Below are 15,355 nucleotides of genomic sequence, written 5' to 3' on the forward strand. Positions count from 1 at the left end.
GGTCGCCGGGGTATAGAGTCAGCGCGTGGTTCTCCCTCCTGAACGCAGACGTCCCACCATCCGCGACGTCGCGGAGGTCGCGGGGGTCTCGCATGGGACGGTCTCGCGCGTCATCAACGGCGGCCGCTGGGTGTCCGAGGAATCCCGGATCGCGGTCGAGGAGGCGATCCAGGCGACCGGGTACACGGTCAGCCACGCGGCCCGCTCGCTGGCGACCGGCAGAGCGAACTCGGTCGCATTCCTGCTCACCGAACCGCAGCATCTGCTCTTCGCCGACCCCACCTTCGCGCTCCTGCTGCGCGGGGCGACCGAGGCTCTCGCTGCGCGTGACATGACGCTCGTCCTCCTCATCGCGGAGCACCCGTCCCAGTACGCGAACATCGAGCGGTACGTGCGTGCCGGTCACGTCGACGGCGTCCTGCTCATCTCATCCCACGAGTCCAACCCCCTGCTGGCCGCCCTCACCGACGCGGGTGTGCCCACCGTCTGCACCGGCGTCCCGCTCGGCGATCGAGCGCACGTGCCCACCGTCTCCGTCGACGAGGAGGGGTCCGCTCGCGAGATGACCCGACATCTGATCGACCGCGGGTACCAGCGCATCGCGATCATCACCGGCCCGGACGACACCCCGGGCGGTCGCTACCGCCTCGTCGGCTTCCGTGAGGAGATGGGCGACCGCTTCGATCCCGCCCTCGTCGAGCAGGATGTCTACTCGAGCGACGCCGGTGAGGCGGCGATGGCCCGACTCCTCCGGCGGGCGCCCGACATCGACGCGGTGTTCGCGGCATCCGACATCATGGCCGTCGGTGCGATCGCGGCGCTCCGCGAGGCGGGACGCCGGGTTCCCGAGGACGTCGCGGTCGCAGGTTTCGACGACTCGGGTCTGGCGGCCACCACCCACCCGCCGCTGACGACCATGCGTCAGCCGTGGACGGAGATCTCGCGTCGCATGGTCGACGTGCTTCTCGAGGTCGTCGACGGCGGGCCCGGCGAGTCCATCGTCCTGCCGACGACGCTCGTGCCGCGTGCGAGCGCCTGAACCGTCGCTGCAGCGGAGCCCGTCATGAACGACGGTGGTCCGTGCGTCGCCCGTAGAATCTCCAGGTGACTTCCGGCGGCTCCTTCTACATCACCACCCCCATCTACTACCCGAGCGATCTGCCCCACATCGGGCACGGGTACACGTCGGTGGCGGTGGACGCGCTCGCGCGCTGGCACCGCCAGTCGGGCGACGACACGTGGATGCTCACCGGCACCGACGAGCACGGTCAGAAGATGCTCCGCGCGGCGACCGCGAACGGCGTCACGCCCCAGGAATGGGTCGACAAGCTCGTCGAGGAGTCGTGGTTCCCGCTGCTGAGGACCCTCGACGTCGCCAACGACGACTTCATCCGGACGACGCAGCCCCGCCACGAGGAGCGTGTCAAGACGTTCGTGCAGGCGCTCTACGACAGCGGGTACATCTACGCGGGCGAGTACGAGGCGCTCTACTGCGTCGGCTGCGAGGAGTTCAAGCCCGAGGCCGAGATCGTCGACGGCACCGGCCCCTTCGAAGGCCTCAAGGTCTGCGCCATCCACTCCAAGCCGCTCGAGCTGCTGCAGGAGAAGAACTACTTCTTCAAGCTGAGCGAGTTCCAGGACCGCCTGCTCGAGCTGTACAAGACCCAGCCCGACTTCGTGCGGCCGGACTCCGCCCGCAACGAGGTCGTGTCGTTCGTGCGCTCCGGGTTGAAGGACCTCTCGATCTCGCGGTCCGCCTTCGACTGGGGCATCCGCGTGCCGTGGGACGACTCGCACGTCATCTACGTGTGGGTCGATGCGCTGCTGAACTACGCGACCGCCGTCGGCTACGGCGACGATCCCGAGCAGTTCGAGCGCCGCTGGCCGGCGTATCACGTCGTCGGAAAGGACATCCTCCGATTCCACGCCGTCATCTGGCCCGCCATGCTGATGGCCGCGGGGCTCGAGGTGCCCAAGGGGATCTTCGCGCACGGCTGGCTGCTCGTCGGCGGCGAGAAGATGTCCAAGTCGAAACTGACGGGCATCGCACCGACCGAGATCACCGACGTCTTCGGGTCCGACGCCTACCGGTTCTACTTCCTGTCGGCCATCGCGTTCGGTCAGGACGGCTCGTTCTCGTGGGAGGACCTCTCCGCCCGGTATCAGGCCGAGCTCGCGAACGGTTTCGGGAACCTCGCGTCGCGCACGGTCGCCATGATCGGTCGCTACTTCGACGGTGTCGTGCCGACCGCGGGTGAGCCGACGGAGATCGACCTGCGGGTGCAGCGGACGGTGGCGGATGCGGCGACGGCAGCCGACGCCGCGATGACCGCTTTCCGCCCCGACGAGGCGATCGCCTCGATCTGGCGGATCGTCGATGAGCTGAACGGATACATCACCGAGAACGAGCCGTGGGCGCTCGCGAAGGACGAGGCCAAGCGCGACCGGCTGTCGACCGTGCTGTACACGGCGGCGGAGGGCCTGCGCGCCCTCGCGGTGCTGCTGTCGCCGGTCATGCCGCAGTCCACGGCGACGCTGTGGGACGCGCTGGGCGCCCCGGGTGAGCTGAGCGCTCAGCCGCTCCGCGAGGCGGGGAAGTGGGGCCAGCTCCCGGCGGGCAGCACGGTGAAAACCCTCGCGCCGCTGTTCCCCCGTGTCGAGCAGACCGCATGACGACCGACCCGACCGATCCGAGCGGCTACGTCCGCCAGCGTGAGCAGTCCGCACGTGATGTGCGCTGGCCGGATCCGCCCGAGCCGCTCCCGGTCGCCGTCTACGACAACCACGCGCACCTCGAGATCGAAGACGGCGACGAGCCGCGCGGTCTCGACGACCAGCTGGCGCGCGCAGCCGCGGTCGGTGTGATCGGCGTGGTCCAGGCCGGAGGCGACATCGACTCCTCGCGCTGGTCGGCGTGGGCCGCGGCATCCCACCCCGCGGTGCTGGCAGCCGTCGCCATCCACCCGAACGAGGCACCGGCTTACAAGGAGGCCGGTCGCCTCGACGAGGCGCTCGCCGTCATCGACGAGCTCGCCGCGCAGCCGCGGGTGCGCGCCGTCGGCGAGACCGGTCTCGACTTCTTCCGGACGGATGAGGACGGCGTCCCCGCCCAGATGGAGAGCTTCGAGGCGCACATCGGCATCGCGAAGCGCCACGGCATCGCGATGCAGATCCACGACCGCGACGCTCACGACGCCGTCCTCGAGACCCTGGAGCGCGTCGGCGCGCCCGAGCGAACCGTGTTCCACTGCTTCTCGGGCGACGCCGATATGGCGCGGTACAGCGCCGAACGCGGCTACTGGCTGAGCTTCGCCGGGAACATCACCTTCAAGAATGCGCAGAACCTGCGCGACGCCCTCGCCGTGACGCCGCGCGAGCGGATACTCGTCGAGACCGATGCGCCGTTCCTCACGCCGACCCCTCACCGGGGTCGGCCCAACGCGCCCTACCTCGTGCCGGTCACGGTGCGTTTCATGGCCGCGGAGCTCGGGATGCCGCTCGACGAACTGTGCGCGCAGCTCGCGCAGAACACCCTCGAGGTCTACGGCGCCTTCGCGGACTGAGCCGTCTGCGCCGAAACGAGGCTCGCCGTGAGCGGCGGCCGCGTCGTCGCGCCGGGAACGAGCTCCCACGGCAGGTCGACGACCCGCGGGCCCTCATCGAGGAGAGCGGCCGGGAGCGTCTCGAACATCGCCTCCGCGGCGAGATCGGGACGGATGCAGACGTGCGTGACGCCCAAGCGTCGGTTGACGGCGCAGTCCGTCGTGCAGAGGGCGACGAGCTGTACGTCCCGCGGGATGACCAGCCGCATCTCCTCGAGCTGAAGGTAGACGTCGGGACCGTCCTCGGCGCCGGCGAAGATCGCGTCGGCGCCGTCGGCGAGGGCATCGGTCAGCAGCCGGGGGAGGGTGCGTCGCGACGGATCGACGGCGCGCACGAGCGGTTCGCGCCCGCGCACGGAGCTCCAGATCTCGTACGCCGCGCGCCCGATCTCATCACGGGGCTGACGGCCGTCCTCGGTCAGGAACACGATCCGCTGGGCTCCGGCGCGCTCGAGCTCGTCGAGGCCCGCCCGCACGGCGGCGTCGTACCCGGTGCGGATGCTGAGCCCGCGCGACCCGTCCACGAATTGGTCGTCGGCGACGATCGGGATGCCGCGCGCGATGGCCGCCTGCAGGAGCGGCTGGTTGCCGCGGGCGTCGGGGACGTAGAGCGCGTCGAGCGTCGTGCCCGAGATGAGGTCGGGGTTCGAGTCGGGGAGGACGGTCACGGTGAAGCCGTGGACGGCCGAGGCGCGGACCAGGGAGATGAGCTTGCGCGCGCGCTGGAGTTCGCCGCGGCGATCCGCCTCGGGGTCGTCGACCATGACGAAGCCGACCGTCATGGTCCTCCCGCTGCGGAGGGCCGCGGCGTGGCGATTGGGTACGTACCCGAGCTCCGCGGCGATCGCCTTGATGCGCTCCCGGGTCTCGGGACGCATGCTGCCGCGGTCGTTGAGCGCCTGGCTGATGGCCGCCGTCGACACGCCTGCGGCGCGCGCGATGTCCTTCAGCGTGACGCTCGGGCTCACAGCCGTTCGCCCTCGTCCGGCGAGACGCCTTCGCGGCTGCCCGGCAGGACCGTGCGGATCGCCTGGGCCCACTCCGTGCCGGCACCTGACGAGGCGAGCGTGTGGCCGCGGGCGATGAGCTGGTGCAGCAGCACGCCCGAGAAGTGACGCAGCGCGGTCTCCACCTCGGGCGAGTCGCCGCGGCGCCTGGCCCGTGTCAGCTCCTCGTCGAGGACACCGTGGACGAATCCGCGGAGATCGACCACCGAGGGGGAGACTTCGTGCACACGGCGGGCGGCGGCGTGCCGCTGCGCGGCGGCCTGCACGATCTCGCGCGCCTGGCCGACGGTCTCGGCCTCGTCGACGGGGGCGTGCAGACGGATCGTCTCGAGGTCCAGGAGCTCCACTCCGGGCAGGAGCGCGACCTCGGGGTCGACGTTGCGGGGCAGGCCGAGGTCGATGACGACCTGGGCCCGCGTGCTCCCTGCCCGGGCCGTCGCATGAGAGAACGCCTCGAGGGCGAACGTGTCGGTCGTCGCCGTGCACGTCACCACGACGTCGGCGGCGGCGGCCTCGACGGCGTAGTCGTCGACACCGACGTGAACGAGGTGCTCGCGGTTCGCGAACCGCTGGCGTCCGGAGCGCGAGTGCACGCGGATGTCCGTGGCCCCGACCGCACGCAGAGCGGCGAGGGCGGCCGCGGCGTATCGCCCGGTGCCCACGAGCAGGACCCGGGCGGTGTCCCAATCGACCCGCGAACTCACCAGGTCGACCGCGAGCCGGACGAGGGACCGGCCGGATTCACCGAGCCGCGTCGTGTTCTTGACGGCGCGGGAGGTCTCGGTCGCGCGCTGGAAGAGGTGCTCGAGCGGAGCGGTCGTCAGCCCGCGGTCGCGGGCGGCCTCGAGCGCGCGGCGGACCTGCCCCGCGATCTCGTCTTCGCCCACCGCCACGGAGTCGAGCCCGGACGCGACCGTGAAGAGGTGGTGCGCGACCTGGTTGCCGTGAGCGAAGTCGACGTTCTCACGCAACGACCGGTAGTCCATGTCGGCGGCGCCGGCGATGGCCTCCATCGCGGCATCCATCGCGGGGACGGGGGAGGCGAGGTCGGGTTCCTCGGCGAGGTCGAAGTAGGCCTCGAACCGGTTGCAGGTAGCGAGCACGACGGCTCCGCGTACCGAATCGTGGACCGCGGACAGGCGCTCAGCGAGGTCGTCGCCGACCGTCGAGAGCCGCTCGAGCGAGTCGAACGGTGTGGAGCGCTGATGCGCGGTCAAACAGACGAGCACGGTGCGGAGAACCCCCTTGGATCGCGACTAGTATATCGATTAACCGATTCGAGGAGTTCATCATTCCCGGCCTCAGCCACCCTCTCGTCGCCGCACGCACCCGCGAGTCGCGACTCGTCCGTGCACTCCTGGGCGATCGCCCCGACATCACTCCCGTCTGGTTCATGCGCCAGGCGGGTCGTTCGTTGCCGGAGTACCGGGCGCTGCGTTCACAGGGGACGATGCTCGACGCCTGCCTCGACCCCGCGCTGGCGAGCGAGATCACGATGCAGCCCGTCCGTCGGCACGGTGTCGACGCGGCGATCTTCTTCAGCGACATCATCGTCCCGCTCGCGCTCCTCGATATCGACGTCGAGATCGCCGCCGGCCGCGGCCCCGTGTTCTCGCAGCCGCTGCGCACCGCCGCCGACATCGCGCGCACGACGGCGATCGATCCCGCGCTCGTGGCCGAGCGTGGCGAGGCGATCGCGGACGCCGTCGGTCGCACGACGGCGATGCTCGCCGATCTGTCCGAGGAGCGCGGCGAGCCGCTGCCGCTCATCGGATTCGCCGGCGCCCCGTTCACCCTCGCCGCCTACCTCGTCGAGGGCGGCCCGTCGAAGGACCACCTCGCGGCCCGGCGCCTCATCCACGAGGACCCGGCAGCGTGGCGGGAGCTGACCATGTGGCTCGCCGAGGTGACCGGCCGCTTCCTGGCCCTGCAGATCGAGGCCGGTGCGAGCGCCGGCCAGCTGTTCGACTCGTGGGCGGGCGGCCTGAACCCCGACGACTACCGCGCGTCGGTTCTCCCGGCATCCGTCGCCGCGCTCCACCACGCGCGGTCGCTTCCGCTGCCCGAGGGTGTCGACCGCCTGCCGCTCGTGCACTTCGGTGTGGGGACGGGGGAGATCCTCCCCGACATGGCGACACCCGACATCGACGCGCTCGGCGTCGACTACCGCGTTCGCCTGAGCGATGCACGTCAGCGCATCGGGCGGGACCTCACGCTGCAGGGGAACCTCGACCCCGCGCTGCTGTTCGCGCCCGAGGACGTCCGGACCGCCGGGGTGCACCGCATCCTCGAGGACGGTCTCGCCGCCCGCGCCCACGTCTTCAACCTCGGTCACGGCGTGCCCATGGAGGCCGACCCCGACGCGATCTCGGCGGTGGTGCGCACGGTCCACGACTGGCGCGCGCCGTGACGCACGACGTCGTCATCGTGGGCGGCGGCATCGCCGGCCTGACGATCGCATGGGAGCTCGCCCGCGCGGGGCGCGATGTCGTCCTCGTCGAGGCGTCGGAGGACGCCGGCGGGATGCTGCGACGCGGCACGGCCGCCGGCGTCGAGGTAGATCTCGGCGCCGAGTCCTTCGCGACCCGCACGACGGGCGTCGCCGACCTCGTGGCCGACGCGCGACTGGCCGTGCAGCTCGTCGAGCCCGCACCGTCGGGTGCGCACGTCGCGTTCCGGCGGCGCTCCGGACGCGTCGACCGGGCGCCTCTGCCCCGTCGCGCCCTCGTCGGGATGCCCGCGGACCCGACCGCCGCCGACGTCGTACGCATCATCGGCCGCGCCGGTGCGCGTCGTGCAGCGCAGGAGCGTCACCTGCCCCTGCCGTCCGGTCCCGAGCCCACGCTCGCCGAGCTCGCGACGAGCCGGTTGGGTGCCCGGGTCACCGCCCGCCTCGTCGAACCCCTCTGCCGCAGCGTCTACTCGCAGAGCGCCGACAGCGTACGGCTGTCCTCGGTCCATCCCGTGCTCTGGGAGAAGACCCAGGTGCTCGGCTCGCTGACCGCCGCGGTCGATGCGCTCGCGCCCGCCGTCCGGACCGGGTCCGCCGTCCGCGGTGTCGAGGGCGGCCTCTGGCGACTCGCCGCCGAGCTCGAGGCCGCCGCTCTCCGAGCAGGCGCCGTCATCCGCACCGGAGCGCCCGCACGTACTGTCACGGCGACGACGGTCGAGCTCGACGGAGAGACCCTCGCAGCCCGTGCTGTCGTCATCGCGACCGGACCGACCGCCGCCGCGCGGCTGCTGCAGGTCGAGGCGGCGTCAGCGCCGCCCGTGGGCCTCGTCGTGGTCGAGGTCGTCGCCGACGGCTTCGACAGCTTCCCCGTCGGTTCCGGCGTCATCGCCGCCCCCGACGTCGACAGCGCGGCGAAGGCGCTCACCCACGTCGACGCGAAGTGGGAGTGGGCCGCCGCAGCCCTCCCCGCCGGCACCCACCTCGTCCGGCTCTCCGCCCGTGACGGTCGTCACCACGAGTTGATGGATGCCGCCGGCGCCGCCGCCGCCATCCGCACCCTGACCGGGGTCCGTCTCGCGCCGACCGACGTGCGCCGCGTCGTCCCGGTGGCGTGGCCGGACGCCGTCGCGACGCCGGGCGCACGCGCGACGGTCACCGATGCCGCAGCGACCCGCGGCATCCGACTCGCGGGAGCCGTCGCGGCCGGGACCGGACTCGCCTCGGTCATCCCGCACGCGCGCGCCCTCGCGTGCGATCTCGCCTCCCCTCCGATCCCTTCCGAAGGAGCACGTCATGTCCGCTGACGAGACTGTCCCCGGCCTCGGCTACACCCTGTTCGCGATCCTCGCGGGTCCTCGCCCGCGGACCGGGACACCCTCTCCGGGCGACGTGGACGACCTGCGGGCCGTCGCGGACGCCTTCCCCGCGGACGGCGTCACCCTGCGCGGGCTCTACGACGTGACCGGCATGCGGGCCGAGGCCGATCTCATGGTGTGGCTGCACGGCGAGGACCCGGCCGCCCTGCAGAAGGCCCTCCGCCGGCTGCGCCGGAGCGATGTGCTCGCCTCGTTCACCAACGTGTGGAGTGCGATGGGCGTGCATCGTGAGGCGGAGTTCAACAAGCGCCACGTCCCCGGATACCTCCGCGGCGAGCACGCCCGCGGATGGCTGTGCCTGTACCCGTTCGTCCGCAGCTACGAGTGGTACCTGCTCCCCGAGGAGGACCGCTCCCGCATGCTCGCCGAGCACGGTCGCAAGGGCGCCGTCTTCCGCGACGTCGTCGCCAACACCGTGTCGACGTTCGGTCTCAGCGACTACGAATGGCTGCTGCCCCTCGAGAGCGACGACCCCATCAGCCTCGTCGACATGATGCGCGAGCTCCGCGCGACGGATGCGCGACGCCATGTGCGCGAAGAGGTGCCGTTCTACACCGGTCGGCGTGTGGAGATCGACGAACTCACGGAGGTGCTCTCGTGAGCGCGCAGAACATCGGAGCGGTGAACCCGGAGTTCCGTCCGAAGCCGCCGCGGGCGACCGGAGTGGTCGTCGCCGAGGGCGCGGTCATCCCGGGCGCGACCGAGGGTGCGCGCGCGGGCGACCCCCACGCGACGATCCCCGTCGACTACGACGGGATCCTCCTGCTCGGCTTCGGCGGACCCGAGGGCCAGGACGATGTCATCCCGTTCCTTCGGAACGTCACGGCGGGTCGCGGCATCCCCGACGAGCGCCTCGAAGAGGTCGCGCACCACTACCGTCACTTCGGCGGGATATCGCCGATCAACGAGCACAACCGCGAGCTGAAGGCGGCGCTCGACGCCGAGCTCGCCTCTCGAGGGCTCGATCTGCCGGTGTACTGGGGCAACCGCAACTGGATGCCGTACGTCACCGACGCGATCGATTCCGCCGTCGCCGACGGGCGCCGCAAGCTCCTCGCCATCGCGACGAGCGCGTACAGCTCCTACTCCTCGTGCCGGCAGTATCGCGAGGACCTCGCCGACGCCGTCGAGGCGACCGGCCACCAGACCGATGTCCAGATCGACAAGGTCCGGCAGTTCTTCGACCACCCCGGATTCGTCGCGCCCTTCGTCGACGGCATCCGGGCCGGCATCGCCGAGCTCGTCGAGCGCGGCATCACCGACCTTGCGAACGAGGTCGAGATCCTCTTCTCGACGCACTCGATCCCGGCCTCCGACGCCGACCGCTCCGGCCCGCCGGAGCGCGGATTCGGCCCGGGCGGCGCGTACGTCGCGCAGCACCTGGCCGTCGGTGAGGAGATCATCTCGCGCCTCGGCTTCCCCGGCGCGTGGCAGCTGGTCTTCCAGAGCCGGTCCGGCCCGCCGCAGGTGCCGTGGCTCGAGCCCGACATCAACGATGCGATGCAGGAACTCCCGGGTCGCGGGCGCAAGGCCGTCCTCATCGTGCCGCTCGGGTTCGTGAGCGACCACATGGAGGTCATGTGGGACCTCGACACCGAGGCCATGGAGACCGCGGAGGATCTCGGCCTCGTCGCCGTCCGCACCGCGACCCCCAGCACGCATCCGAGCTACGTCGCGGGCCTCGTCGACCTCGTGGAGGAACGGCTGAAGGGCACGCCCGCGGCTGAGCGCCCCGCGGTGACGGATCTCGGCCCCTGGTACGACGTCTGCCGTCCGGGGTGCTGCGAGAACAAGCGTCTCGGTTTCCAGCCGGCGCTGTCGGGAGTCGCGCCGTGACCGCTACGTTGCGCCTCGGAACCCGGGCGAGCCTGCTGGCGACGACCCAGTCGCAGCACGTGGCGGATGCCGTGGCCGCGGCATCCGGTCGCGACGTCGAACTCGTGCCCATCACCAGCGAGGGCGACGTCCTCACAGGCCCGCTCGCGCAGATGGGCGGAACCGGCGTGTTCGCGACGGCGCTTCGCGATGCGCTCCTCCGGGACGAGTGCGACTTCCTCGTGCACTCGATGAAGGACCTCCCGACGGCGCCGTACCCCGGCATCGTCGTGGGTGCCGTGCCGGTGCGCGCCTCGCAGCGCGACGTCCTGCACTCCCGCGACGGGCTGACCCTCGATGAGCTGCCCGCCGGTGCGCGCGTCGGCACCGGGTCACCGCGCCGCGTGGCCCAGGTCCTCGCGCGCCGGCCCGACCTCGTGGTCGAGGGCATCCGCGGCAACGTCGACAGCCGTCTGCGCAAGGTCGCTGACGGTCAGTACGACGCGATCGTCCTCGCCGAGGCGGGCCTGCGGCGCATCGGGCGCGACGCCGCAGTCACCGAGGTGCTCGATTGGCCGACGTCGGCCGCGCAGGGTGCGTTGGCCGTCGAGATCCGCGACGGGGATGCCGCCGTGGCCGACGCCGTCGGTCTCATCGAGCACGCCGACACGGCTCTCGCGGCGAATCTCGAGCGCGCGGTGCTCCGACGGCTCGAAGCCGGCTGCGCCGCACCCGTCGCGATCGACGCGGAGCGTCGCGGTGACACGGTGACTCTGGTCGCCCACGTGTACGCCGAGGACGGGCGCCGCTCCGTCGTGGCGTCCCGCCGCCTCGACCCACACGTCGACGCCGATGCCGCTGCTGCCGACGTCGTCGCCGAGCTGCTCGAGGGCGGTGCCGCCGACCTCGCCGATCTCGCGGGGTCGTCGCGATGACCGGCGGCCTGCGGGGAGCGCGCGTCCTCGTTCCCCGCGCGGGCGCGTGGGGCGAGAAGGTCCGCGCCGACCTCCACATGCGCGGCGCGGAGGCCGTCGTCGCCCCGCTCATCTCGTCCGCGCCGCCGCGCGACACGGCCGCTCGAGATCGTGCGTTCACGGACCTCGCCGACGGGGCGTACGCCTGGCTGTTCGTCACGAGCGCGGCGAGCGTCGAGGAGCTCCGCGGGCACGGTGTCGCGATCCCCGCGACGACCCGCATCGCCGCCGTGGGTCGTGCGACCGCCCGCGCCGTCGCCGACGCCGGGTGGGAGGTCGATTTCGTCCCCGCCGGCGCCTCTTCGGCGACCGCCCTGGTGACCCAGTGGTGCGCCGATCGCACGCCCGCGACCACGGGGCCCGCTCTGGTCGTCCGGAGCGACCTCGCGCAGGCAGTCGTGAGCGACGAGCTCGAGGTCCGCGGGTTCGCCGTCGACGTCTGCATCGCCTACCGCACGGTCGGGGTCGACCTCGAGCCCGCCGTCGCCGCCGGTCTCCGCTCCGGCGGGATCGACGTCGTCCTGCTCACCTCCCTGAGCGTCGGCCGCGAACTCCGCCGGCAGGTCGGGGCCCTCCCGGCATCCACCCTCGTCGCCTCGATCGGCCCCGGCACGACCCGCGACGCCACCGCCCTCGGGTTCACCGTCGGCCACACCGCCCAGAGCCAGAGCATCGACGCGCTGATCGCCGAGCTCGACGCCCGCGTCCTTTCGGAGAAGTCCTCATGATCTCGTTCCCCACCCGCCGCCTCCGCCGGCTCCGCGGCACGCCCGCCCTCCGCCGCCTCGCCGCCGAGCACCACCTCGTGCCGTCGCAGCTCGTGCTCCCGGTGTTCGTGAAGGAGGGCATCGACTCCTCGCAGCCCATCGCGAGCATGCCCGGGGTGTCCCAGCATCCGCTCGACGCGGTCGCCGACGTCGTCGACGAGGCCGCCGCCGCGGGCATCGGTGGGATCATGCTCTTCGGTGTTCCGGCTGTTCGCGATGCCGCCGGCAGCGGCGCGACCGATCCGAACGGCATCCTCAACCGCGCGATCGCCGTGGCCGCGCGCGCCGCCGGTGGGCGACTCACGGTCCAGGCCGATCTCTGCCTCGACGAGTTCACCGACCACGGCCACTGCGGTCTGCTCGCCGCCGACGGCTCGGTCGACAACGACGCGACCCTCGAGGTCTACGCCGAGATGGGCGTAGCCCAGGCCCGCGCCGGCGCCGACGTGCTCGGCCTGTCGGGAATGATGGACGGCCAGGTCGCCGCGGTCCGCGCCGGATTGGATGCCGCGGGCTTCGCTCACGTCGCGATCCTCGCCTACTCCGCGAAGTACGCCTCCGCCTTCTACGGCCCGTTCCGCGACGCCGTCGAGTCGACCCTGCAGGGCGATCGCCGGACCTACCAGATGGACCCCGCCAACGCGCGGGAGGGCGTCGAGGAGGCCCTCGTCGACATCGCCGAAGGTGCCGACGTCGTCATGGTCAAGCCCGCAATGCCCTACCTCGACGTGCTCGCGCGCGTCTCGGATCGCTCGAATGTGCCGGTGTGGGCGTACCAGGTGTCGGGGGAGTACGCGATGATCGAGCACGCCGCCGCCGCCGGACTCATCGACCGCGAGCGCGCCATCGGCGAGAGCCTGCTCGGCATCCGCCGCGCCGGTGCCGACGTCATCCTCACCTACTGGGCCGTCGAGGTCGCGCACTGGCTGCGCGCCGGGAAGGAACTCGCATGAGCCGCAATCAGGAGCTGTTCGACCGTGCCCGCGGAGTGATCCCCGGCGGCGTCGATTCGCCGGTCCGGGCCTACGGCTCGGTCGGCGGCACGCCGCGGTTCATGGTGTCGGCGCAGGGCGCCTACGTGACGGATGCCGACGGCCGCGACTACGTCGACCTCGTCGCCAGCTGGGGTCCCGCCCTCCTCGGCCACTCGCACCCCGCCGTCGTGGACGCGGTGGTCGCCGCTGCGCGCCGCGGCCTCTCGTTCGGTGCGCCGACCGCCGCCGAGACCGAGCTCGCCGAGGAGATCCGCTCGCGCGTCCCCGCCGCTGAGCGGATCCGCCTCGTCTCGACCGGCACCGAGGCGACGATGACGGCGATCCGTCTCGCACGAGCCGCGACCGGCCGCGACCTGCTGATCAAGTTCGCCGGCCACTACCACGGGCACTCCGACGGCCTGCTCGCGCAGGCGGGCTCCGGACTCGCGACCCTCGCGCTGCCCGGGTCGGCGGGTGTTCCCGCTCCGATCGCGGCGCAGACCCTCGTCATCGGCTACAACGACCGCGCCGCCGTCGAGGAGGTGTTCCGCGCCCACGAGGGCCGGATCGCCGCGATCATCACCGAGGCCGCCGGCGCCAACATGGGCGTCGTGCCCCCGGCATCCGGGTTCACGGCGTTCCTCTCCGAGATCGCCCACCGGAACGGTGCGCTCCTCATCAGCGACGAGGTGCTCACCGGGTTCCGGTCATCGCGCTCGGGCTACGCCGGTGTACTGGATGCGGCGGGGGAGCACGTCGTCCCCGACCTCATCGCGTTCGGCAAGGTCATCGGCGGCGGGCTCCCCGTCGCCGCCGTCGCCGGGCGGGCCGACATCATGGACCTCCTCGCGCCGACCGGTCCCGTCTACCAGGCCGGCACGCTGTCGGGGAACCCGGTCGCCGTCGCCGCGGGACTCGCGACCCTCTCGAACGCCGACGACGCCGTGTACCGCACGCTCGACTCGGTGGCGCACACGGTCGCGGACGCGGCATCCGCTGCGCTCACGGATGCCGGAGTGCCGCACGTCGTGCAGTGGGCGGGGACGCTGTTCAGCATCTTCTTCGGCGAGTCCGTCGTGCACGGCGTGCCCGACTACGCGACGGCGACCTCGCAGGACGCCGACGCCTACGGCCGGTTCTTCCACGCGATGCTCGAGGGCGGCGTCTCGATGCCGCCGTCGGCTTTCGAGGCGTGGTTCGTGACGGCCGCGCACGACGACGCGGCCATCGGCCGGATCGTCGACGCCCTGCCCGCTGCGGCGAAGGCGGCAGCGGGCTGAACGGCGACCGGGGTCCCGGGCCACCCGCGCCGGGTGACGTCCGCACGACGCGCGGGGCGGGTGACGCCTCGTCCGCCCCGTCGGTCGGCTCCCGCCCGGCGGTCGGGCATCCGTCACCCTGAACGGCGGCACGAGGCCCGGCAACTAGGCTGGACCCCATGCCCGTCACCCTCCTCGGAGCCGCCGAGATCCGCGCCCTCGCCGCCGACCTCGACGTCACACCGACCAAGAAGCTCGGGCAGAACTTCGTCGTCGACGCCAACACGGTCCGCAAGATCGTCACGGCCGCGCGCGTGACCTCGGCCGACCGTGTCGTCGAGGTGGGGCCGGGTCTCGGCTCGCTGACCCTCGCCATCCTCGAGACCGGCGCCCCGGTGACCGCCGTCGAGATCGACCACCGCCTCGCCGAGCGCCTGCCGGCCACAGCCGCGGCGCACGGCGTGCCCGATGGTGCGCTCACCGTCGTGGCCCAGGACGCCCTGCGGGTGAGCGAGCTCCCGGGCGACCCCGACGTCCTCGTCGCGAACCTGCCGTACAACGTCAGCGTCCCGGTGCTCCTGCACTTCATGGAGCACTTTCCGACCATCCAGCGCGGCGTCGTCATGGTGCAGGCCGAGGTCGGCGAACGCCTCGCGGCTCCGTCGGGCTCGAAGGTCTACGGCGCCCCGAGCGTGAAGGCCGCCTGGTACGGCACGTGGCGCCTCGCCGGCACCGTCTCGCGTCACGTGTTCTGGCCCGTCCCCAACGTCGACAGTGTCCTGGTCGGCTTCGAACGGGATGCCGCGGCCCGCGGCACCGAGGAGGAGCGACTGCGCACCTTCGCGATCGTCGACGCGGCGTTCCAGCAGCGCCGCAAGATGCTCCGCCAGGCGCTCTCCACCGTGCTCGGCGGCTCGTCCGCCGCGGCCAGCGAGGTGCTCGAGCGCGCGGGCGTGGCTCCGACGGCCCGCGGCGAGGAACTCACGATCGAGGACTTCGTCCGCATCGCCCGCGCCTGATCGCTCGGCATCCGTGATCTCCTCTCGGAGCGAGATCCGCGCCCCGTTCTCAGCGAGTTCGCGCGTCGTTCATCACCGGTTCCCGAAACACGCCGGTAACATTTCGGAGC

14 protein-coding genes are annotated in these 15,355 nt (G+C 72.1%); 12 read left to right on the plus strand and 2 right to left on the minus strand.

The genetic code is table 11. The annotated features are described in order from the left end of the window. Window positions 1-25: 25 nt before the first annotated feature. The 3 genes from ACIQLK_RS07605 (at window position 26) to ACIQLK_RS07615 (ending at window position 3,563) form a co-directional block, all read left to right on the plus strand. Window positions 26-1,039, plus strand: a complete 1,014-nt coding sequence (locus ACIQLK_RS07605; protein WP_400363933.1) for a LacI family DNA-binding transcriptional regulator — start codon at window positions 26-28, stop codon at window positions 1,037-1,039. 65 nt (window positions 1,040-1,104) lie between these two features. Further along, a complete protein-coding gene (metG, locus tag ACIQLK_RS07610; RefSeq protein WP_400363934.1) occupies window positions 1,105-2,673 on the plus strand; it encodes a methionine--tRNA ligase in 1,569 nt (522 codons plus the stop codon). Next, window positions 2,670-3,563 carry a TatD family hydrolase gene (locus ACIQLK_RS07615; protein WP_400363935.1) on the plus strand — a complete coding sequence of 298 codons (894 nt, stop codon included), beginning with the start codon at window positions 2,670-2,672 and terminating at the stop codon, window positions 3,561-3,563. The genes metG and ACIQLK_RS07615 overlap by 4 nt, the downstream gene beginning before the upstream one ends. On the opposite strand, the gene ACIQLK_RS07620 is transcribed toward ACIQLK_RS07615, so the two are convergent. Together ACIQLK_RS07620 and ACIQLK_RS07625 are read right to left on the minus strand one after the other, a co-directional pair. Next, a complete protein-coding gene (locus tag ACIQLK_RS07620) occupies window positions 3,542-4,570 on the minus strand; it encodes a LacI family DNA-binding transcriptional regulator (RefSeq protein ID WP_400363936.1) in 1,029 nt (342 codons plus the stop codon). The genes ACIQLK_RS07615 and ACIQLK_RS07620 overlap by 22 nt on opposite strands. Beyond that, the gene (locus ACIQLK_RS07625; RefSeq protein WP_400363938.1) at window positions 4,567-5,838 is read right to left on the minus strand and encodes a glutamyl-tRNA reductase; all 1,272 of its coding nucleotides are present in this window, start codon (window positions 5,836-5,838) and stop codon (window positions 4,567-4,569) included. Before ACIQLK_RS07625 ends, ACIQLK_RS07620 begins: the two co-directional genes overlap by 4 nt. Before the next feature lie 59 nt (window positions 5,839-5,897). Here ACIQLK_RS07625 and hemE point away from each other — a divergent pair, with 59 nt between their 5' ends. The 9 genes from hemE (at window position 5,898) to rsmA (ending at window position 15,245) form a co-directional block, all read left to right on the plus strand. Next, complete coding sequence (gene hemE, locus ACIQLK_RS07630; RefSeq protein ID WP_400364908.1) at window positions 5,898-7,019, plus strand: uroporphyrinogen decarboxylase; 1,122 nt, start codon at window positions 5,898-5,900, stop codon at window positions 7,017-7,019. Continuing rightward, window positions 7,016-8,365, plus strand: coding sequence for a protoporphyrinogen/coproporphyrinogen oxidase (locus ACIQLK_RS07635; RefSeq protein WP_400363939.1), 1,350 nt, complete (start codon window positions 7,016-7,018; stop codon window positions 8,363-8,365). The genes hemE and ACIQLK_RS07635 overlap by 4 nt, the downstream gene beginning before the upstream one ends. Further along, window positions 8,355-9,038, plus strand: a complete 684-nt coding sequence (gene hemQ / locus ACIQLK_RS07640; protein ID WP_400363940.1) for a hydrogen peroxide-dependent heme synthase — start codon at window positions 8,355-8,357, stop codon at window positions 9,036-9,038. The genes ACIQLK_RS07635 and hemQ overlap by 11 nt, the downstream gene beginning before the upstream one ends. Continuing rightward, a complete protein-coding gene (locus ACIQLK_RS07645) occupies window positions 9,035-10,273 on the plus strand; it encodes a ferrochelatase (RefSeq protein WP_400363942.1) in 1,239 nt (412 codons plus the stop codon). The genes hemQ and ACIQLK_RS07645 overlap by 4 nt, the downstream gene beginning before the upstream one ends. After that, entirely contained in the window at window positions 10,270-11,187 is a 918-nt protein-coding gene (gene hemC, locus ACIQLK_RS07650) for a hydroxymethylbilane synthase (protein ID WP_400363943.1), read from the plus strand. Before ACIQLK_RS07645 ends, hemC begins: the two co-directional genes overlap by 4 nt. Continuing rightward, entirely contained in the window at window positions 11,184-11,954 is a 771-nt protein-coding gene (locus ACIQLK_RS07655; protein ID WP_400363945.1) for a uroporphyrinogen-III synthase, read from the plus strand. Before hemC ends, ACIQLK_RS07655 begins: the two co-directional genes overlap by 4 nt. Next, window positions 11,951-12,946 carry a porphobilinogen synthase gene (hemB, locus tag ACIQLK_RS07660; protein WP_400363947.1) on the plus strand — a complete coding sequence of 332 codons (996 nt, stop codon included), beginning with the start codon at window positions 11,951-11,953 and terminating at the stop codon, window positions 12,944-12,946. Before ACIQLK_RS07655 ends, hemB begins: the two co-directional genes overlap by 4 nt. After that, entirely contained in the window at window positions 12,943-14,247 is a 1,305-nt protein-coding gene (hemL, locus tag ACIQLK_RS07665; RefSeq protein WP_400363948.1) for a glutamate-1-semialdehyde 2,1-aminomutase, read from the plus strand. Before hemB ends, hemL begins: the two co-directional genes overlap by 4 nt. A gap of 158 nt (window positions 14,248-14,405) precedes the next feature. Then, on the plus strand, window positions 14,406-15,245 hold the full coding sequence (gene rsmA, locus ACIQLK_RS07670; RefSeq protein ID WP_400363950.1) for a 16S rRNA (adenine(1518)-N(6)/adenine(1519)-N(6))-dimethyltransferase RsmA: 840 nt from the start codon (window positions 14,406-14,408) through the stop codon (window positions 15,243-15,245). Window positions 15,246-15,355 lie beyond the last annotated feature (110 nt).

Origin of the sequence: Microbacterium sp. NPDC091382, from assembly GCF_044757025.1 — a bacterium.
Classification (GTDB): domain Bacteria; phylum Actinomycetota; class Actinomycetes; order Actinomycetales; family Microbacteriaceae; genus Microbacterium.